18 protein-coding genes are annotated in these 19,752 nt (G+C 73.5%); 6 read left to right on the top strand and 12 right to left on the bottom strand.

Annotated features, from left to right (window positions below; translation table 11 throughout):
- Positions 1-27: 27 nt before the first annotated feature.
- Positions 28-444, top strand: a complete 417-nt coding sequence (locus ACVCAH_RS02185; RefSeq protein WP_447134321.1) for a helix-turn-helix domain-containing protein — start codon at positions 28-30, stop codon at positions 442-444.
- A gap of 39 nt (positions 445-483) precedes the next feature.
- Here ACVCAH_RS02185 and ACVCAH_RS02180 read toward each other — a convergent pair whose 3' ends face one another.
- The 3 genes from ACVCAH_RS02180 to ACVCAH_RS02170 all read right to left on the bottom strand — a co-directional run bounded on the left by ACVCAH_RS02180 (position 484) and on the right by ACVCAH_RS02170 (position 5,681).
- Complete coding sequence (locus ACVCAH_RS02180) at positions 484-1,437, bottom strand: hypothetical protein (RefSeq protein WP_447134320.1); 954 nt, start codon at positions 1,435-1,437, stop codon at positions 484-486.
- Positions 1,438-1,599: 162 nt separating this feature from the next.
- Positions 1,600-3,732: a DEAD/DEAH box helicase gene (locus tag ACVCAH_RS02175; RefSeq protein WP_447134319.1), complete on the bottom strand. Its 2,133-nt coding sequence runs from the start codon at positions 3,730-3,732 to the stop codon at positions 1,600-1,602.
- Between the two features lie 56 nt (positions 3,733-3,788).
- Complete coding sequence (locus ACVCAH_RS02170; RefSeq protein WP_447134318.1) at positions 3,789-5,681, bottom strand: BTAD domain-containing putative transcriptional regulator; 1,893 nt, start codon at positions 5,679-5,681, stop codon at positions 3,789-3,791.
- A gap of 141 nt (positions 5,682-5,822) precedes the next feature.
- Between ACVCAH_RS02170 and ACVCAH_RS02165 the strand changes: the two genes are divergently transcribed.
- Entirely contained in the window at positions 5,823-6,641 is an 819-nt protein-coding gene (locus tag ACVCAH_RS02165) for a hypothetical protein (protein ID WP_447134317.1), read from the top strand.
- Positions 6,642-6,707: 66 nt separating this feature from the next.
- On the opposite strand, the gene ACVCAH_RS02160 is transcribed toward ACVCAH_RS02165, so the two are convergent.
- The 7 genes from ACVCAH_RS02160 to ACVCAH_RS02130 all read right to left on the bottom strand — a co-directional run bounded on the left by ACVCAH_RS02160 (position 6,708) and on the right by ACVCAH_RS02130 (position 12,884).
- Positions 6,708-7,457 (bottom strand): SDR family NAD(P)-dependent oxidoreductase, encoded by a 750-nt coding sequence (locus ACVCAH_RS02160; RefSeq protein WP_447134316.1) that lies wholly within the window; start codon positions 7,455-7,457, stop codon positions 6,708-6,710.
- A gap of 130 nt (positions 7,458-7,587) precedes the next feature.
- Positions 7,588-8,706: a branched-chain amino acid ABC transporter permease gene (locus ACVCAH_RS02155; protein WP_447134315.1), complete on the bottom strand. Its 1,119-nt coding sequence runs from the start codon at positions 8,704-8,706 to the stop codon at positions 7,588-7,590.
- The gene (locus ACVCAH_RS02150; RefSeq protein ID WP_447134314.1) at positions 8,703-9,593 is read right to left on the bottom strand and encodes a branched-chain amino acid ABC transporter permease; all 891 of its coding nucleotides are present in this window, start codon (positions 9,591-9,593) and stop codon (positions 8,703-8,705) included. Before ACVCAH_RS02150 ends, ACVCAH_RS02155 begins: the two co-directional genes overlap by 4 nt.
- A complete protein-coding gene (locus tag ACVCAH_RS02145) occupies positions 9,593-10,366 on the bottom strand; it encodes an ABC transporter ATP-binding protein (RefSeq protein ID WP_447134313.1) in 774 nt (257 codons plus the stop codon). Before ACVCAH_RS02145 ends, ACVCAH_RS02150 begins: the two co-directional genes overlap by 1 nt.
- Complete coding sequence (locus ACVCAH_RS02140) at positions 10,366-11,109, bottom strand: ABC transporter ATP-binding protein (protein WP_447134312.1); 744 nt, start codon at positions 11,107-11,109, stop codon at positions 10,366-10,368. The genes ACVCAH_RS02145 and ACVCAH_RS02140 overlap by 1 nt, the downstream gene beginning before the upstream one ends.
- A gap of 3 nt (positions 11,110-11,112) precedes the next feature.
- The gene (locus ACVCAH_RS02135) at positions 11,113-12,318 is read right to left on the bottom strand and encodes a substrate-binding domain-containing protein (protein ID WP_447134311.1); all 1,206 of its coding nucleotides are present in this window, start codon (positions 12,316-12,318) and stop codon (positions 11,113-11,115) included.
- Between the two features lie 305 nt (positions 12,319-12,623).
- Positions 12,624-12,884 carry a hypothetical protein gene (locus tag ACVCAH_RS02130; RefSeq protein WP_447134310.1) on the bottom strand — a complete coding sequence of 87 codons (261 nt, stop codon included), beginning with the start codon at positions 12,882-12,884 and terminating at the stop codon, positions 12,624-12,626.
- Between the two features lie 286 nt (positions 12,885-13,170).
- Here ACVCAH_RS02130 and ACVCAH_RS02125 point away from each other — a divergent pair, with 286 nt between their 5' ends.
- Entirely contained in the window at positions 13,171-13,401 is a 231-nt protein-coding gene (locus ACVCAH_RS02125; RefSeq protein WP_447134309.1) for a GntR family transcriptional regulator, read from the top strand.
- Between the two features lie 596 nt (positions 13,402-13,997).
- Positions 13,998-14,753 carry an SDR family oxidoreductase gene (locus ACVCAH_RS02120; RefSeq protein WP_447134308.1) on the top strand — a complete coding sequence of 252 codons (756 nt, stop codon included), beginning with the start codon at positions 13,998-14,000 and terminating at the stop codon, positions 14,751-14,753.
- Positions 14,754-14,831: 78 nt separating this feature from the next.
- Here ACVCAH_RS02120 and ACVCAH_RS02115 read toward each other — a convergent pair whose 3' ends face one another.
- Positions 14,832-15,950, bottom strand: coding sequence for a glycerophosphodiester phosphodiesterase (locus ACVCAH_RS02115; RefSeq protein WP_447134307.1), 1,119 nt, complete (start codon positions 15,948-15,950; stop codon positions 14,832-14,834).
- 143 nt (positions 15,951-16,093) lie between these two features.
- Between ACVCAH_RS02115 and ACVCAH_RS02110 the strand changes: the two genes are divergently transcribed.
- Both ACVCAH_RS02110 and ACVCAH_RS02105 read left to right on the top strand, forming a co-directional pair.
- Positions 16,094-17,428: a TrkH family potassium uptake protein gene (locus ACVCAH_RS02110; RefSeq protein ID WP_447134306.1), complete on the top strand. Its 1,335-nt coding sequence runs from the start codon at positions 16,094-16,096 to the stop codon at positions 17,426-17,428.
- Between the two features lie 25 nt (positions 17,429-17,453).
- Positions 17,454-18,086, top strand: a complete 633-nt coding sequence (locus ACVCAH_RS02105) for a potassium channel family protein (protein WP_447134364.1) — start codon at positions 17,454-17,456, stop codon at positions 18,084-18,086.
- Positions 18,087-18,129: 43 nt separating this feature from the next.
- Here ACVCAH_RS02105 and ACVCAH_RS02100 read toward each other — a convergent pair whose 3' ends face one another.
- Positions 18,130-19,746, bottom strand: coding sequence for a serine/threonine-protein kinase (locus ACVCAH_RS02100; protein ID WP_447134305.1), 1,617 nt, complete (start codon positions 19,744-19,746; stop codon positions 18,130-18,132).
- Positions 19,747-19,752 lie beyond the last annotated feature (6 nt).

The raw sequence follows: 19,752 nt of genomic DNA, 5'->3' as shown, positions 1-19,752 counted from the left end.
CCGGCCGGGAGGAGAGAGCCCGCAGGAATGGGTTCGGCAGACGTATCGCCACAAATGGCGTTCGCACGCTTCGTGCGGCGCGCCATCGACGACGCCCGCGAGGAACGCGGGTGGACCGTCACCGACCTGGCCGCGCACACCGGCGTCGGCCGCTCCACCGTCTTCCGCTGGCTGGCCGGGGACTGGCAGGACTACCCGGAACTGGCCAAGGTGCGGGGCTTCTGCGCCGCGCTCGACCTACCGGTCGCCGCCGCGTTCCGCGCTCTCGGCCTGCCCGACGCCGGTCCCACCCCGCGCCGCCGCACCGACGACGGCCCGGTGGAGGCCGACGTCCGGGTGATCCTGCAACGGTTGGCCGACCCGACCGTGCCGGTCGAGGAGAAGCACCACATCCGCGACCTGCTGCGCTACCTCGCCCGCCGCCCGATCCGCCGCGCCGGCTGACCCGGCTGCCGGCCGAGCCCGCCGGCTGGATCGCCTCGGTCAGGGGACGGTGACGGTGAACTCGGCGGTGCGCACCTCGCCGGCCACCTGGAAGTCGAGGTAGAGCCGGTACCGGCCGGGGCCGGGGGTGGTCAGCCAGAACCTCACCGCCCCGTCGACCAACTCCGGCTCGGGGTGGACGTGCAGGTAGCCGAGGTCCCCCTCGCGCAGCGCCACCAGGTGCCCGTACGCGCCGAGGTAGCGCTCCAGCACGGGGGTGCTGCCACCGGCAGCGGTGATCCGGAAGGCCAGCGGCACGGTGAGCCCGGCCTGCGGGGTGCCGTCGACGGCGACGGTGAACCCGTCGACGGTGGCGGAGGTGGCCGGTGCGGGCAGCGCCCGCGGGGCGTACCCGCCCGGCGCGACCAGGTCCGTCCCAAGGGTCACCGGGACCTGCCGGCCGTCGTCGGCGACGGCGGTGAAGTCGGCGTACGCCCGCCAGACCCCCGCCCGGGGCAGGGTCAGCGGCACCGACCAGGTGCCGTCGGCCGCCATGGTTGGGTGCAGATGCTGGTATCCGGCCAGGTCGCGGCGGACCACGATCAGGTGCATCGGCTTGTCGTGCACGACCGCGAACCGGGTGACCGCCCGGCGCTGCGCGTCGCGCACCTGGAAGCGCAGTTCGCCGGCCCGGCCGACGGTGAAGTCCCCGGTCAGCGGGGTGAGCGTGTAACCGGCCTCGGTGACCGCCAACCCGGCCGCCTCCGCCGCCGCGCTCTGGTCCGCGCCGTGCTCGTGCGCCCCGGTGCCGGGAGCGTGGGTGTGGTCGGCGAGGGCGCTGTCCGGCCCGGTGCCGACCGCCGGCCCGTCGCCGTTGATCCGGCCCAGGCCGAAGCCGAGCAGGACGGCGAGCACCAGCCCGCCGACCACCAGCGCCAGCCGCACGGTGCTCCGGTCGGGTACGGCGGACACCCGCTCAGGCACCGCCGGCGGGCAGCGCCGCTGATCGGTCATGGCGCCCACGCTACCGCCGCGACCAGCCACGATCGGGCAGGTGGTGGCCACGGGTGGCGACGGTCGCAATCCGCCGGGCCCGGGAACTTTTTCCGCCCAGCCCGGCCGGAGCGGGTCAGCCAACCGAGGCGGGCCGCAGGCGACGGGCCCGGCGAGCGGCCGTCAGCCGGCGACGGCCAGGGCGAGCGACAGCACGTCGGGGGCACCGGCCCGGCGCAGCTCCCGGGCGGCCATGGTCATCGTCCAGCCCGAGTCGATCAGGTCGTCGACGAGCAGCACCGGGCCGTCCAGCCCGGCGAGCGCCTCGGCCAGCCCGTCCGGCACGGTGATCGCGCCGTGCAGCGCGCGTACCCGCTGGGCGCTGTTGCCGCGCGGGCCGCCGACCGGGCCCGCCGCCGTCACCTGCCCGAGCAGCGGCAGCCGCCCGACGGTGGCGATCCGCTCGGCCAGCGAGCCGACCAGTTGGGGCCGGCACCGCGAGCCGACCGCGACCACGCCAACCGGGCGGCGTGGCCAGGGGACGTCGCCGTGCGCCCACGCCTTGAGCACCTCGACAACGGCGGCGGCCACGTCGTCCGGAACCGGCCCGTCGGCCGCCTCCGGCCCGACCAGGCCGCGCAGCCGCCCGCCCCAGCCCAGGTCGGAGAGGCGGCCGACCGCGCGGCCGGGCAGCGCCTGCTCGCCGGGGGCGATCCGGCCCTTCAGCGGTACGCCGACCGCGTCCAGCCCGGTCGGCCAGAGCTTCTTCGGCGCGATCTCCACCCCGGGCCGGCCGAGGAAAGTCTGCGCGGCGGTCAACGCGGCCGCCGACACCTCCGGCGGGAACAGCGGCCCGGCGCAGCGGTCGCACCGGCCGCAGTCGGCCGCCCCGGTGTCGTCCAGGCACTCCCGCAGGTAGCGCAGCCGGCAGCCGGGCGTGGTCGCGTACTCCCGCATGGCCTGCTGCTCGGCGGTGCGGGCGGCGGCGACGCGGCGCAACCGCTCCTCGTCGTAGATCCACGGCTCGCCGGTGGCGAGCCAGCCACCGCGGACCCGGCGGACCGCGCCGTCCACGTCGAGCACCTTGAGCATCAGTTCCAGCCGGGCCCGGCGCAGGTCGACGATCGGTTCCAGGGCCTGGGTGGAGAGCGGCCGGTCGGTGTGCAGCGCGGCCAGCACCGCCCGGACCTGCTCCTCGGGCGGGAAGGCGAGCGAGGCGAAGTAGCGCCAGATGGCGGCGTCCTCGGTGCCCGGCAGCAGCAGCACCTCGGCGTGCTCGACGGCCCGGCCGGCCCGGCCGACCTGCTGGTAGTACGCGATGGGCGAGGGCGGCGCGCCGAGGTGCACCACGAAGCCGAGGTCGGGCTTGTCGAAGCCCATGCCCAGCGCGCTCGTGGCGACCAGGGCCTTGATCTTGTTGTCCAGCAGGTCCTGCTCGGCGGCCCGCCGGTCCGCGTCGTCGGCCTGCCCGGTGTACGCGGCGACCGGGTAGCCGCGCGAGCGGAGGAACTCGGCGGTCTCCCCCGCCGCCGCCACGGTGAGGGTGTAGACGATGCCGGAGCCGGGCAGCCGGTCCAGGTGGTCGGCGAGCCAGGCCAGCCGGTGCGCCGGGCCGGGCAGCTCGACCACGCCGAGCCGCAGCGACTCCCGGTCCAGGGTGCCGCGCAGCACCAGGGCGTCGCCCAGTTGCTCGGCGACGTCGGCGGTGACCCGGGCGTTGGCGGTGGCGGTGGTGGCGAGCACCGGCGTGCCGTCGGGCAGGTTGCCGAGGAAGGTACGCAGCCGGCGGTAGTCGGGCCGGAAGTCGTGCCCCCAGTCCGAGACGCAGTGCGCCTCGTCCACCACCAGCAGGCCGGTGGTGGCGGCCAGCTTCGGCAGCACGGTGTCCCGGAAGTCGGGGTTGTTCAGCCGCTCCGGGCTGATCAGCAGCACGTCGACCCCGCCGGCGTGGATCTCGGTGGTGATCTCGTCCCACTCGTCCAGGTTGGCCGAGTTGATGGTCCGGGCCCGGATGCCGGCCCGGGCCGCCGACTCGACCTGGTTGCGCATCAGCGCCAGCAGCGGCGAGACGATCACGGTCGGCCCGGTCGGGGTGCCGGTGGCGGGGCCGTCGATCTGCCGCAGCAGGGCGGTGGCCACGAAGTAGACGGCCGACTTGCCCCACCCGGTGCGCTGCACGCAGAGCACCCGCCGGCGGTCGACCACCAGCGCCTCGATGGCCCGCCACTGGTCCTCGCGGAGCCGGGCGTGCTCGCCGGCCAGCCGCCGCAGCACCGCCTCGGCCCGTTCCCGTACCGCCGCCCGATCCTGGCTCATCCGGCATTTCTACCAGTGCCGGGTGACCGCGCCCCGGTTCGCGCGGGAGGTTCCGGTCACGATCCGGCCGGTGGCGTCCGTTCGGCCGCCGGGGCCGCCGGCGTCGGGGGCAGGAAGAACAGCAGCTCACGGAGCCGGTCGGTCGCGGTCGGCGGCAGCAGGCAGCGCCCGGCGAGTTCCTCCAGGGAGGCGTACGGGCCGCGGAGCCAGCGGTCCACCGCGATCTGGCGGCACTCGTCCGAGGTCAGCCCGGGCAGGCCGGCGAGCACCTGGTCCGGAACGGCGTTGACGTCGATCAGGCCGCCGTCGTCGAACGTACGGGGCAGGTCGGGCCGCCCGATCCGCAGGTCGTTCCGGGCCGCCGGGTAGTGGTAGAGCAGGTAACGAGCGTGCTCCCGGCGGATCCGCCGCTCCTCCTCGGCGCGGAACTTCGCACTGCCCTGGCCACCGGTGAGCGCCGCCCAGACCCCGCGGCTGAGCAGCACCACGTGCGCCGCCCCGACCAGCCAGGTGACCACGGCCAGGCCGAGGAAGATCACCGCCCCCGTCCCGGGCACCTCGGCGTCCGGGTTCTCCAGGTCGAGCATGGCCACCTCGACGACGAGGGCGACCAGGTAGCCGACGCCGACGAGCGCGAGGCGCCAACTGCGCCGCCAGGCGGCGTAGGTCAGCATCACCAACCAGGTGAAGCAGCCGAAGGAGAGCAGGACGAGCGCCGTACCGGCGATGGTGGCGGTCGCGCTCGCCCAGCCCGGCGACGGCGTCCGCTGCCGCTTGCCGGCGGCCGCGGGTCGGCCCGTAGCGGGCGGGGGCGGGAAGACCGGCGGTGGGCCGTACCCCGGCAGGGGCGGCGAGCTGACCGGCGGCGGCCCGGCGGGCGCCGGCACGGCGGGCGGCGTCACGGCGGACCGCGACGTCGTGGCCGGCGGCGCCGCCGGCGGCGGTGGGGCCGGCGGCGGTGGGGCCGGCGGGCCGGACGGGAGGAACGCCGCGGCGGGCGGTCCCAGCGGCGACGATGCCGCGGCGGACGGTCCCGGCGGTGACGATGCCGTACCGGGTGGTGTCGGCGGTGGTGACGCCGTGGGTGGTCCGACCGGCGGGGACGCGGGGGCCGGTGCCGGCTCCGACGGCGTGGCCACCTCGACGGCAGCCGGCGGCAGTGACACCGCAGTGGGCGGGATGAGCGCCGGGTCGGAGCGGAGCATCCGCCGGTGCAGGTCCTGGAGCGCGTCGCCCGGCTCGATGCCGTACTCGTCGCGCAGCATCTCGTCGAACTCCCGGTAGGCGGCCAACGCCTCGGCCTGCCGCCCGCTGCGGTACAACGCCAGCATCAACTGGTGCCGCAGCCGCTCCCGCACCGGGAACTCCGCGGTCAGGTCCACCAGTTCGCCGATCAGCTCACGGTGCCGGCCCAGCCGCAGCTCCAGGTCGGCCCAGCTCTCCAGGGCGCTGGCCCGCCGCTCGACCCAGCGTTGCCGGGCCGACTCGAAGTACGGCCCGGCGAAGCCGGTGAACGGCTCACCGCGCCACAGCTCCAGGGTGGACTTGAGCTCGCTGACCGCCTCGGCGGCCCGGCCCTCCGCGCGGAGCCGCTCGGCCCGGCGGATCCCCCGCTCGAACCGCACGGCGTCGACCGCCTCCGGCCCGACGCGGAGCTGGTAACCGGCGTCGGTCAGCGTCAGCACCTGGCCGGGGCTGCGCGGCGACCGCTCCGGCTCGATCACCCGGCGCAGCCCGGCGACGTACTTCTGCACCACGTTGGTGCCGTTCGCCGGCGGCTCGTCCGGCCAGACCGCGTCCACGATCTGCGCGGTGGTGACCGGGCGGCCGGCGACGAGCAGCAGCACGGCCAGCACGGCGCGCTGCTTGCCCGGCCCGAGGTCGATCTCCCGCTCGCCGTACCAGGCCCGCTGGGGCCCGAGAACCTCGAAGCGCAGCGTCCCTGACATGCGAGTTTCCGCTCCTGACACCCCCGCTGCGTGCGCCCCGTCAGTGCACGGCAGTCGGACCGCAGCATATCGGCAGTGGTTCCGCCGTAGCGGCCGACAGGATCTGTCCCGGCAGACGCCAACCTCGTGAAGGAAGAAATCATGATGACGAACGGAACCGGCCGCGCCGGCACCATCCGACGGAGCGCCGGCACCCTGACCGCCGTCCTCGCCGCGGCCGCCCTGCTCGCCGGTTGCGGCCCGGACGGGACGGACTCCGGGAGCCCGGCGAGCCCGGCCACCACGCCCAAGCAGGCGCTGCTGGCGGCGGTGCCGGACGGCACCGAGGGCGCGTTCCGGTTCAGCGGCAAGGACGCCACCTCGGACCTGTCCGGCGTGGTGGACCCGGACGCGAAGGGCATCGACCTCACCGCCGCGGTGAAGGACCCGGAGCACGGCTTCACCACCCGGATGTCGTTCCTGGTGGTGCAGGAGCGGGTCTGGATGAAGGTCAAGTTCACCGGCACCGAGGGCCTGACCGGCCTGCCGAAGCTGCCGAACCGCTGGATGGAGCTGGACCGGGCCAAGCTGACCGATCCGGAGAGCACCCCGACGTACGAGGGGGTGGACGTCGGCAACGCCGGCCCGATCATCGAGGCGGCCACCTCGGTCGAGGAGAAGAGCGACCGGACGTACACCGGAGTGGTCGACCTGAGCGGCGGCGAGGCCGCCGAGGCGGTGGGTGAGCAGGAGGTCGCGGCGCTCGGCGAAGCGGCCCGGCAGGTGCCCTTCACGGCCGTGGTCGGCGCCGACGGCAACCTCACCTCACTCACCCTGGACGTGCCGGCCGCAGGCACGGCGAAGGCCTGGAAGTACGTGGTGAAGTACGCCGACTACGGCTCGGCGCCGAAGCTCGCCGCGCCGAGCGGCAACGCCGCGCAGCCGGCGCCGAAGCTGGCGTACGAGATGCTCAACGGCTGATCGACGACGCAGCGACCGGGTGTCGCGGCCGCACGGGGGGCCGCGGCACCCGGTCGTCGTCCACTGTCAACGGCCGAGGACGGACCCGCCGTTGACGCCGAGCACCTGGCCGGTGACGTAGCCGGCGGCCGGGCTGGCCAGGTAGCGCACGGCCTCGGCGATGTCGTCCGGTACGCCGGCCCGCCCGACCAGGGTCGCGGCCACCCGCGTCGCGTGCCCCTCCGGGGTCATCCGGTCGCCGAAGAACTCGGTCTCGGCCACGTAGCCGGGGCTGACCACGTTGACCGTGATCTGCTCCGGGCCGAGCTGCCCGGCCAGGTCGTACGCCCAGCCGTGCAGCGCCGCCTTCGCCGCCGAGTACGCCCCGCCGCCGCCCCGCTGGGCGGCGATCGAGCTGACCAGGATCACCCGGCCGCCGGGGCGGCGCAGGGCCGGCCGCGGCGCCTCGGTGAGCAGCACGGCGGTGAGCACGTTGGCGTCCAGGTTGGCCCGCCAGTGCGCGGCGGTGCCGGCGAGCGTGCCGGTGTCCCCGCCCAGGTAACCGCCGGCGTTGTTGACCACCACGTCGACCGGCCGCCCGGCGACCGCCTCGACCACCCGCCCGAGCTGCTCCGGATCGGTCAGGTCGGCACTGACCGCGCGGACCGCCCCGGGCCGCCCGCAGTCGGCCTTCACCCGCTCGGCCGTGGCCAGCAGCACGTCCGCCCGCCGCCCCACGATCAGCACGTCACACCCGTCCCCGGCGAGCCCCCGCGCGACGGCCGCCCCGATCCCGGTCCCCCCACCACTGACCACCGCCAGCCGCCGTTCCCCCACGGAAACCGCCTCCCTCCCACCCGAAAAACCCCGTCGATCATGAAGATAGCGTCACCGTCAACGGCGTTTCGCGACGCAAACTTCATGATCAACGGGGGCAACGGGGTTCAGCCCCGGGCGGGCCGGGGGGTTAGGGGCGGGGGCGGAGGGTGTGGCGGAGGTGGGTGAGGCGGGGGGCGAGGCTGGCCAGGCCGCCGGGGAAGAAGTAGACCGCCAGGATGAAGACGGTGCCCAGGACGAACAGCGGCTGGGAGAGCGGCCGGCTGAGGATCGCGGGTAGGGCGTCCACCGCGTCGCTGATGCCGAAGGCGACCAGCCGGTGGTCCAGGTACATGTAGAGGATGCCGCCGAGCACCGGGCCCCACCGGGTGCCCGGCCCGCCGAGCACCACCATGACCAGCAGCGACAGGGTCAGCTCGGAGGAGGTGATGTGCGGCGAGGCGCCGCCGACGATCAGGCAGTAGACCACGCCCCCGGCCGACGCCAGCCCGCCGGCGAGGGTGAAGGCCACCAGCTTGAACCGGTACGGGTCGAGCCCGAGCACGCCGATCCGCCGCTCGTCGTCGCGCAGGCCGGCGAGCACCCGCCCGGTCGGCGAGCCGCTCACCCGGTGCACCACGAAGATCACCACGACCAGGTACGCCAGGGCCAGCCAGTAGAGGTTGACCGTGTTGGCCACCCCGACCAGCGCCGGCGGCAGGCCGGAGACGTCCAGCGGCAGCCCTTCCTCGCCGCCGGTGAGCCCGCCGAAGTCCCGGGCCACCAGGATCGCGCCGACCTGGGCGAAGGCCAGCGTCACCATGGCGAACGCGATCCCGACCGTGCGCAGCGCGACGGCGCCGAGCAGCGCGGCGAGGATCGTGCCGCCGGTGATGGTCAGCACCGCGGCCTGCCACAGCGGCAGCCCGGCCTTGGTGACCAGGATGTCCGTGCCGTACACGCCGGCGGCGAAGTAGAGCGCGTGCCCGAAGGAGAGCATGCCGGTGCGGCCGAAGAGCAGGTCGTAGCCGGCCGCCAGGCCGCCGAAGACCAGGCACACGGCGAGCAGTTGCAGGGTGCCCGGCGAGTTCAGCGGGCCCTCGAAGATGCCCGGCAGGTGCACCGTCGAGTACGGCAGGATCAGCGCGACCACCAGCGCGACCAGCGGCAGGAACGGGCGCACCCGGTGCCAGCGGCCGGTGTCCGGCGTCAGCTCGTGGGGCACCGCGGCGGGCGGCGCCGGCACCTCGGGACTCTTGACCTCGGTCATGCCGTTGCCACCTTTCCGGCGATGCCCTGCGGGCGCAGCAGCAGCACCACGGCCAGCAGCGCGACCACGCAGATGTCGCCCAGCCCGGAGGTGCCGTAGTAGTTGACGAACTGTTGCAGCAGGCCGACCGCGACCGCCGCGTACGCGGACCCGATCACCGAGCCCATCCCGCCGATCACCACCACGATGAACGCGAAGATCAGCAGCGAGCCGCCCTGGCCCGGCGAGACGGTGCCGAAGTAGACGCCGCCGAGCGCGCCGGCCAGTGCCGCGGCCGCCCCGCCGATCGCGAAGACCAGGGTGAACGCCTTGCGCACGTCGATGCCGAGCGCGGTGACCATCTCCCGGTTCTCCACCCCGGCCCGGATCACCAGGCCGTAGCGGGTCCAGCGGAGGAAGGCGAGGATCGCCCCGAGCACCACCACCGCAGCGATGATCAGCAGCAGGCCGCCGTTGGGCACCTGCGCGCCGAGGATGCCGGTCACCTCCCGGGTCCAGTCCGGGCGCGGGAACGGCCGGGCGTCGGCGCCCCAGGTGGCCTGGAGCAGCGCCACCCCGGCCAGCGACAGGCCGACGGTGACCAGCACCTGCTCGATGGTGCGGGAGTAGAGCGGGCGGATCAGCACCAGCTCGACCAGCACCGCCACCAGCGTGCCGGCGGCCACCCCGAAGGCGACCGCGACCAGGAAGCCGAAACCGTCCGCGCCGGCGCCGGGCAGGTTGCCCGCCGCCCACCAGGTGGCGTACGCGCCGACGCCGAGGAACACCCCGTGCGCGAAGTTGAGCACGTCGGCCAGGCCGAAGACCAGCGACAGCCCGGAGGCGACCAGGAAGTAGAGCGCCGCCAGGCCGAGCCCGGTCAGCGTCAGCAGGACGATGGTGTCCATCAGTGCCCGTCCTTCCCCGTGGCGCGGGTCAGCTCGCCGGACGCGGCCGGCGCGTGCCCCTCCGCCGAGCCCACGCCCAGCAACGACTTGGTCAGCGCGGTCTCCAGCAGCAACTGCTGCGCGTCCCCGGCCCAGGCCACCTGGCCGGCGGCCAGCACCACCGCGTCCCGGGCGAGCCGCCGGACCACCGCCAGGTTCTGCTCGACCAGCAGCACCGGCACGGATTCGGCGACCCGCTCCAGCACCTCGGCCACCTCGGTCACCACCTTCGGCGCCAACCCCTTGGTCGGCTCGTCGACCAGCAGCAGCCGGTTGTCGTTGAGCAGCACCCGGCCGATCGCGAGCATCTGCTGCTGCCCGCCGGAGAGCGAGCCGGCGCGCTGCCGGCCACGCCGGTCCAGCTCCGGGAAGAGCGCGTACACCCGGTCGTACGCCGGGGTGGTGCCGCGCCGTTCGGCGAGCCGCAGGTTCTCCGCCACGGTGAGCCCGGCGAAGACGCAGCGGTCCTCGGGCACGTAGCCGAGCCCACCGCGGACCAGCCGGTGGGTCGGCCGGGCCAGCAGGCTCTGCGCGCCCATCCGGACGGTGCCGCGCACCTCCCCGCCGCGCGGGGTGAGGCCGACGATGGCGCGCAGGGTGGTGGTCTTGCCGACGCCGTTGCGGCCGAGCAGCACGGTGACGCCGGTCGGGGCGACGGTGAACGACACCCCCTGGAGGATGTGCAGCCCGGCGATCCGGACCGACAGGTTCTCCACGTCGAGGATGGGTTCCATCAGAGTGACTCCCCCAGGTAGGCCTCTTGCACGGTGGGGTTGGCCATCACCGTCTCCGGGGTGTCGCAGGCGAGCAGCGCACCGTGGTGCATCACGGCGATCCGGTCGGCCAGTTCCAGGATCACGTCCATGTGGTGCTCGACCATCAGCACCGACCGGCCGCTGTCGCCGGTCAGCGAGCGGATCACCGCGACCAGTTCCGGCACGTCCTCGGCGCTGACCCCGGCCATCGGCTCGTCGAGCAGCATCACCCGGGGCTCGCCGGCCAGCAGCAGGGCGATCTCGAGCTTGCGCTTCTCGCCGTGGGCCAGCGTGCCGGCGAGCGCCGCGCCCCGGTGGGCGAGGCCGACGCGCTCCAGCGCCGCGTCGGCGGCGGCGGCCACCTCCCGGTCGGCCGCCGCCCGCCGCCACAGCTTCATCGAGCCCCCGCGGTGCGCCTGTACGGCGAGCCGCACGTTCTCCCGCACGCTGAGCGAGCCGAAGACCGAGGACGCCTGGAAGGTACGGCCGAGTCCGAGACGGGCCCGCCGGTGCGGCGGCAGGGAACCGATGTCCTGCCCGTCGAGGGTGATCCGACCTTCCGTGGCCCGGCGCAGGCCGGTGATCAGGTTGAACAGTGAGGTCTTGCCGGCGCCGTTCGGCCCGATGACACCGAGGAACTCCCCGGGCGCCAGGTCGAGGTAGACGCTGTCGACGATGGCGACCTCACCGATCCGCCAGGTCAGACCGCGGGTGGCGAGCATGTGTCAGCCCTTCATCGCCACGGCCGGCGGCGCGCACTCGTCACCGGTGAGGCTCTTCTGCGCGGCGGCCGTGTACGTCGTGCCGCTGCCGGTCAGCTTGGCCTGGAACATCGGCTGGAGCAGGGCGTGGTCCTCCTTGCGGATGGTCATCTTGCCCTTCACGCCGTCGAAGCTCCAGCCCTCCAGGGCGGTGACCATCTTCTCGACGTCGTCGCCACCCTCCTGCGCGGCGCGGACGACCATCTGCGCGGCGGCGAAGCCGTCCGGGTGGAACAGGTCGAGCGTGTCGCCCGGGATCTTGGCCTTGGCGGCCTTGGTGGCCTCGTTGTCGGTGGCCCCGTCGAAGTAGTGCGACAGGAACGAGATCTTGCTGCCGGCAACGCCGAAGGTGGGCCAGGAGGCGCGGATGTCCAGGCCGGTGACGACCGTGGTCGAGGAGAGCACGCCCTGCTGGTCGAGGGTCTGCCACATGGCCGGGGCGGTGGTGCCCGCCCAGGCGACGAAGAGCAGGTCCGGCTTGGCGGCCTTGATCTGGCTGGCGAACGGGGTGAACTCGGTGGCGCTGGCCGGGGCGCGGACGCTGCTGACGGTCGCGCCGGCGCCGCCGATGACGGTCTTCACGGCCGCCTCGTTGGCGTCGCCGAAGGCGCCGTCCTGGGCGAAGACCACGACCTTCTTGCCGGCCGGATCGCCGATGAACGACTTGGCGGTCACCACGTCCTGGTACGACTGCCGCCCGGACCGGAAGGTGTACTTGTTGGCGCCGGTCACCGCGTCGGTCGCGGCCGGCCCGGAGATGAAGAGGACCTTGTTCTGCGCGGCGATCGGCGCGACCTGGAGGGCCACCCCGGACGCCGTCGAGCCGGCGATGATCTTGTGTCCCTTGCCGATCAGGTCCTTGGCCGCGGAGACCGCCTTCGCCGGGTCACCGGCGTCGTCGACTTCTTCGATCTCGATGGCCCGGTCGCCGACCTTGTTGGTGCCCTTGGTGGCGTAGTCCAGGCCGGCCTTGAACCCCTCGATGTACTGCTTGCCGTAGCTGGCCAGCGCTCCCGACTGGGAGTAGACCAGGCCAACCTTGACCGGGGCGGCGCTGTCGCCGCCACCGGAGGCGGTGTCCTGCGGGCTGCCACAGGCCGTGGCGGCGAGCGCCGCGGCCATCATCGTGGCGGTACACAGGAACACCCGCCGCGTCGTCCGGACCGTCATTGCGACTCCACGTGAGGACTCGGAGGGAAGGGAACTCGTTTGTCGGCTCACGCTAGAAGTGACGTCACGCACGGGCTATGTGGCCGAAACACACAAGTAACAGGGGTTGGGTGGCCGACCGTAACAGCCTCCGACCTGCGGCAGTGACGGCGCACCACCACGATGGGCTCCGCAGCCATGGCCGAAACCGGGCATGTGTCGCACCCCGCCACCGACACCCGCCGAACGCGGTACGCCGCCGACCGTCCCGCCACCGTGGAGCCGCCGTCGGGCCGCCCCGCGCCGCCGACCGGTCGACACCCGGGTCAGCGCGGCGGCGCCGGAACGCAGGGGCCGTCGTGGTCGGCCAGGTGCCGGCAGCGCCGGCCGCCGTCGAGCCGGGCGTCGCAGAAGACCCGATGGCGTACGAACTGGGTGTCCTCCTCGGACACCGTCGTCTCGCCCGGGTCGACGTCGGGCAGGAAGCCCAGCGCCCGGGTGATCGCCCGGGCGAACCGCTTCGCGGCGCCGAGGTCGGTGGCGAGCACCGGCAGGTGCACCACGAACCGTTCCCGCCCGTCGCCCACTGGCAAGCACCTCGCTTCCACGCCTGGAGGCGGCCCGGTCCGCGGGTAGGGGACGCGGACCGGGCCGCCGGCCCCGCGACCGCAGCCCTCGTCGGCGGTACGACCCCGGAGCCCACCTGAGGTCCGGACTCCGAGGGTTTGCCGAACCAACCGGAGCCGGACACGGTCAACCTACTACAGCAGGTACAGCAGGTCGACCCCGCAACGTCGTCGGGTGGCAACTTATTGCAGTTGCTAGAGCAGGTCGGGCATGATCGGAGCTGCCGAACCAACCGGAGTCCTCACCATGCCCACTGCACAGCCGTCATTCCGTCGCATCGTCGACGAGATCGCCGGGAAGATCAAAAGCGGCGAGTTGAAGCCCGGCGACAAGCTGCCGTCGACCAGCCAGCTCGCGGACATGTACAACGTCAGCACCGGGACCGTCTACCGCGCGCTTTCGCTGCTGCACGACCGAGAGCTGATTATCGGCCACTCGGGCCGTGGCACCTACGTCGCCGAGCGCGCCAAGCAGTAGTCCCATCGGGCCCCACCGGGTGCGCTCGCCGCCCCGGTCCCGGTCGAGAGCCGGCACCCACCCACGCCCTTCCGAGCTGCCCCATGAACGGGGCCACGGCGGACACCGGTCGACGGTGACCACCCGTGACGCAGGCGGATGCCGAGCATGATCGCGCTCGATCCTGGATGTAGGGGTCTCCCACCGTGCCCGAGGCCACTACAACAAGGAAACAGTGCGACCTTTGATGGCCGCCACCGCCCGTCACGGCCTCTCGACGATCCCGCCGGTCCCAGAGATGGGGCAGCTCGACAGGGCCGGCGCTGTCGCTCGTGTCCGACAGCACGTCGACGGGCGGGCCCGACCCCTGATTCGTTTCCGACATCAGCTCCACAGCGCCCCCAGAGGAACCCCCAGGGCCGACCCGGGACGGCGGGTGCCGGGCAGGACCGTAGCCGATCACCGAGGTAGGACCGCCCACCGGCACGTTCCCGGCCGGCACCGCAAACACCAGCTCGGCGGGCCGGGACGGCCGGATGTCAGGAATCGCCGCCCGGCCCGGTCGTAGGTGGTTGACTGCGGCCTGAGGGGCGCGGACGGAAAGGACCAGATCGATCATGAGGATCGTCGTCATCGGCGGCAGCGGGCTCATCGGCAGCAGGGTGGTGAGCATCCTGGAACAGCAGGGGCACGACGCGGTCGGCGCGTCGCCCAAGACCGGCGTCAACACGATGACCTGTGCGGGCGTGCGGGAGGCTCTCGCCGGCGCGGACGTCGTCGTCGACGTGTCCAACTCCCCGTCCTTCGAGCCCGAGGCGGTGATGGAGTTCTTCCAGACCTCCACCCGCAACCTGCTCGCCGCCGAGGCCGAGGCCGGCGTGGGCCACCACGTGGTGCTGTCGATCGTCGGGGCCGACCGCCTGCCGGACAGCGGCTACCTGCGGGCGAAGGTCGCGCAGGAGCAGCTTCTCGCCGAGTCCGGCATCCCGTATTCGATCGTGCGGTCCACGCAGTTCATCGAATTCGTCCCGCTCATCGTCGAGTCCGCGACCGACGGGGACACCGTCCACCTCTCGCCGGCCCTCATCCAGCCGATCGCGGCCGACGACATCGCGGCGGCGGTCGCCGAGGTCAGCGTCGGCGCGCCAACCAAGGGCATGGTCGAGGTCGGCGGCCCGGAGCAGTTCCGGCTCGACGAACTCGGCCGGTCCATGCTCGCCGAACGCGGGGAGTCCCGGGACGTGGTGACCGATCCTGAGGCGCGCTACTTCGGCGCCCGGCTGGACGAGCGTTCCCTCGTGCCGGCCGACGGCGCGCGGACCGGCCGGACCACGGTGGCGCAGTGGCGGCAGCGGGCGGGCTCCGGGTCGTAACCTCCGGTGGTGCCCGCGCCGGCCCGTCACCCCGCGGAGCGGGACGACGGGCCGGCGGGTGCGGCGGGTGCGGCGGCGTCAGCGCTGGGCGAGGCCGGCGCGGGCGGCCACGGCGGTGTCCGGGTGGTCGGCGAAGACGCCGTCCAGGCCCAGGCCGAAGAAGAGCTCGTACTCGGCCTGGATGTCGCCGCGGGCGTTCGGGTCGGTGCCGATCCGGAAGTCGGCCGGCAGGAACTGGTTCTCGGCGCGGAACGTCCAGGCGTGCACGACCAGCCGCTCCCGGTGCGCGTCCCGGACCAAGGTGGTCGGGGCGAGCAGCTTCCCGGCGGCGTCGCGCGGGACGATCAGGTTCTTGTTCGCCCCGACGCCGTCGGCGTACCGGGCGATCCACTTCAGCCCGGCCGGCTGGGCCAGGTCCTGGTAGGTGCGGGTGTCACCGGCGGCGGTGAAGTCGTACGGGCGGCCGGTGGCGTCGAGCAGCTGGGCGAGCCGGACGTCGATCATGCGGTCCAGCTTGCGCAGGTTGGCGGTCTCGAAGGACTGGACGATGACCGGGGAGTTCTTCCGGGTCAGCTGGTTCGCCCGGAGCACCGCAACCAGCGGCTCCTCCAGCGGCAGCCCGATCGAGGCGAAGTAGGTCGGGTGCTTGGTCTCCGGGTAGACGCCGATGGTGCGGCCCCGTGCCCGCCCCTCGGCCCGCGCGAGGTCGATGACCTCCTGGAGGGTGGGCACCTCGAACCGGCCGTCGAAGGCGGTGTTGGCCACCCGCACCTGCGGCAGCCGCTCCTTGGCCCGCAGCGTCTTCAGCTCGGCCAGCGTGAAGTCCTCGGTGAACCAGCCGGTCACCCGCGTGCCGTCGATCGTCCTGCTGGTCCTGCGGGCGGCGAACTCCGGGCGGGTGGCCACGTCGGTCGTCCCGGAGATCTCGTTCTCGTGCCGGGCGACCAGGACGCCGTCCGCGGTGGAGACCAGGTCCGGCTCGATGAAGTCGGCGCCCTGGCGGATGGCCAGCCGGTACGCCTCCAGGGTGTGCTCCGGCCGGTAGCCGCTGGCACCGCGGTGGGCGATCACGAGCGGGCGTCCGCCGGCCTTCTCGGGGCCGGACGCCGGCCCGGCCGACGCGCCCACGGTCGGCACGGCCACCACGGCCGCGAGCAGGGCTCCGGCCAGCCCGAGGGCGGAAAGGGTACGTCGCAACGCGCTCTCCTGTCGTCGTCGAGGAACGCGCTCAGCAGACCGGGCCGGGTTGACCGTCAGTTGGTCGGCGCCTGGCCGGGAGGTGAACCCTCCGGGATGCCGGTTTCTCCACCCCGCTCCGGGCGGAACAGGAAGATTGTCTGGTGCGCCGGTTCTTTCGTCACCCCGTGCGGCTGGTGCCGTTCGGCTTCCTGGCGACGATCCTGCTCGGCACCGGCCTGCTGATGCTGCCCTGGGCGACCAGCGAACACCGGTACACCCCGTTCGTCACCGCGCTGTTCACCGCGACCTCGGCGGTGTCGGTGACCGGCATGGCGGTGGTCGACACCCCGAACTACTGGAACGAGTTCGGGCTCGTGATGATCACCGTGCTCACCCAGGTCGGCGGGCTCGGCATCGTCACCGGCGCCACCCTGGTCATCCTGGTGGTGGCCCGGCGACTCGGGCTGCGCAACCGGCTGCTGGTCCAGGCCGAGACCCAGGAGTTCGGCTTCGGCGACGTACGCCGGCTGCTGATGCGCATCGCGGCCACCTCGCTGGTCTGCGAGACGGTGATCGCCGCGATCCTCACCGTCCGGCTGGCCGCCGCCTACGACTACCCGCTCGGCCAAGCGGCCTGGCACGGCGTCTTCCACGCCGTGCAGGGCTTCAACAACGGCGGGTTCGCGCTCTACTCCGACAACCTGGTCGGCTTCTCCACCGACGCCTGGGTAACCCTGCCGCTGGCCCTCGGCGCGATCATCGGCGGTCTGGGCTTCCCGGCGCTCTTCGAAGCGGTGCGCGAGTGGCGGCAGCCGGGGCGCTGGGCGGTGGCCACCAAGCTGACCGTCTGGGGCAGCGCGGTGCTGCTCTTGGTCGGCTTCCTCGCCCTGCTCGCCGTCGAGTGGGGCAACCCGCGCACCATCGGCCAGCTCGGCTGGCCCGGAAAGCTGCTCGCGGCGTTCACCCAGGACGCCTTCATCCGCACCGGCGGGTTCAACGTGGTCGACACCGGCGGCCTCGGCGAGGAGAGCTACCCAACCATCATCGCGCTGATGTTCATCGGCGGCGGCAGCGCCAGCACCGCCGGCGGGATCAAGGTGACCACGTTCTTCCTGCTCGCCTTCGTCATCTGGGCGGAGCTGCGCGGCGAGCCGGACGTGACGATCGGGCGCCGTCGGGTGGCCACCGCCAGCCAGCGGCAGGCGATCACCGTGGCGCTGCTCAGCGTCGCGCTGGTGGTCGGCGGCACGGTGGGGCTGATCGTGATGACCGAGGGCGTCCCCTACTACGCCGCGCTGTTCGAGGTGACCTCGGCGTTCACCACCACCGGGCTCTCCGTCGGGGTCGCCCCCAACCTGCCGGAGAGCGGCCAGCTCGCCCTCATCGCCCTGATGTACATCGGCCGCGTCGGGCCGCTCACCCTCGGGTCGGCGATCGCCCTGAACACCCGACGGCGGCTCTACCGCTATCCTGAGGAGCAACCCATTGTCGGATGACAGCAGGAACGAAGGCGGCATCCTGGTGATCGGGCTGGGCCGGTTCGGCGGCTACCTGGCCGAGTCGCTGACCCAGCTCGGCCACGAGGTGCTGGCCGTCGACCGCAACCCCGACCTGGTGCAGCGCTGGTCGGAACAGCTCGACCGGGTGGTGCAGACCGACGCCACCGAGGAGGACGCGCTACGCCAGCTCGGCGTGACGGAATTCCAGAGCGCGGTGGTCGCCATCGGCGCCTCGGTCGAGGCGAGCGTGCTCGCCGTGCTGGCCCTGGTCGAGCTGGGCGTGCCGCAGATCTGGGCCCGGGCCACCTCGACCAAGCACGCCAAGATCCTGGGCTCGGTCGGCGCGCACCACGTGATCTTCCCCGAGGCGGAGACCGGTGAACGGGTGGCCCACCTGATCGTCAGCAACATGCTCGACTTCATCGAGTTCGGCGAGGACTTCGCCATCGCCAAGGTGCGCGCCCCGGAGAGCCTGGTCGGGCATTCGCTGGCGGACGTCCGGCCGGCCGAGCGGCACGGCGTACGGGTGGTGGGAGTGCAGCTACCGGGCGAACGGTTCCGCTACGCCACGGACGACACCACGGTCCTCCCCGGCAGCACGCTGATCGTCGAGGGGAGCATCCAGCAGGTGCAGCGGTTCTCTGCGCTCAGCTGAGCTCATCCGCCCTTCCGGCCGTCACCCTTCCCGTGGCCCTTTCCTACCGTCCCCCTTTTCCCGAGCCACCACCCGACCCCTTGCCCTTGCCCTTGCCGGAGTTGTCGGACTTCGCCGTGGTGCCGCCGCCCGCCTTGGTGGTGGCCGTCTTCTTCGGCGGGGCCTTGGTGGCCGGGGGCTTGGCCGGGGCCGTGCTCGGCACCGTGCCGGCCACGCCGGAGACCTGCACCGCGCAGGTCTCGTCGCCGAGGCGGAACTCCAACGGCAGCGGGTTCACGCCGGTGTGCCGGCCGGTCAGGGCGAGCTTCTCGGCGGCACCGGGCGCCAGCGTGGCCCGCTCCGGCGCCGGCCGCACGGTGACGCTGTTCCCCTGCTGGCTCACCGGCGCCGGTGCCGCCTTCGTCACCGTCTGCTGGCCCGGGAAGGTGAAGCGCATCGTCCAGTCACGCAGTTCCCGGTCACCGGTGTTGGTCAGGGTCAGTTCGGCGGTGAAGTCCTTGCCTGTGTCCGTGCGCAACGCGTACGCGACCCGGCACGGGGCCGGCTTCTCCACGCCCATCCGGGCCGGCGTGGGCTCGTCGACGCCGCCGCTGGCCGGGCTGCGCGAGGTCAGCCCCCACATCGTCGCGGTCACCGCGACCAGGCCGGCGGCGGCCACCCCGGCCTCCACCTTCCGGCGCCGGGCCACCGTCCGCCGGTTGCGGGTACGCGAGAACGGCAGCGCGTCGGTCGCCGCCGACCAGGGCAGGATGGTGGTGCCGGCGCTGGCCAGCACGGCGGGGTCGGCCGGCGCGGCCGCCGGGGAGACCGGCACCGCCGGGATCATGCCGGCCGCCTCGGCGAGGGTGCGGGCCACCTCGGCGGTGGCCGGCCGTTCCTCGGGGCGCTTGGCCAGGCAGCGGCGCACCAGGTCGGCGACCTCGTCGGCCAGCCCCGACACCGGCGGCATCGGCTCGGGGTCGTTGTACATGTGCGCACGCAGCATCTCGGTGGTGGTGCTGGCCTGCCAGGGCAGCCGGCCGGTGAGCATCCGGTAGAGCAGCAGGCCGACCGCGTACACGTCGGTGGCCGGCGAGACCTGGCCGTTGTCCATCCGCTCGGGCGCCAGGTAGGCCGGCGTGCCGAGCAGGGCGCCGTCCGGCCCCTTCTCGCTCTCCCCGACCAGCGCGGAGATGCCGAAGTCGACCACCTTCACCCCGGTGGAGGTCAGCATCACGTTGCCCGGGGTGACGTCGCGGTGCACCACCCCGCGGGCGTGCGCGGTGGCCAGCGCCGAGGCGACCTCCGCGCCGACGGTCACCGCCTCCCGCCAGGGCAGCTGCCCGCCGCGGCGCAGCCGGCCGCTCAGCGACTCGCCGTCGACCAGTTCCATCACCACGTACGGCACGGTCAGCCCGACCTGCTCGGACTCGCCGTAGTCGTACACGTTGGTGATGTTGGGGTGGCAGAGCCGCGCGGCGGCCTGCGCCTCGATCCGGATCCGGTGCCGGAAGGCCCGGTCGCTGGCGAGCCGGGAGGCGAGCACCTTGATCGCCACCTGCCGGCCGAGCACCTCGTCGTAGCCGCGCCAGACCACGGACATGCCACCCGCGCCGAGCTGCTCGATCAGCCGATAGCGCTCACCGAGCAGTTGCGCACCGTTCCGGACCCCACCACCCATGGTCAG

The sequence above is a fragment of the Micromonospora sp. LZ34 genome (genome assembly GCF_052981855.1).
This window is presented reverse-complemented; position numbering and strand designations above follow the sequence as displayed.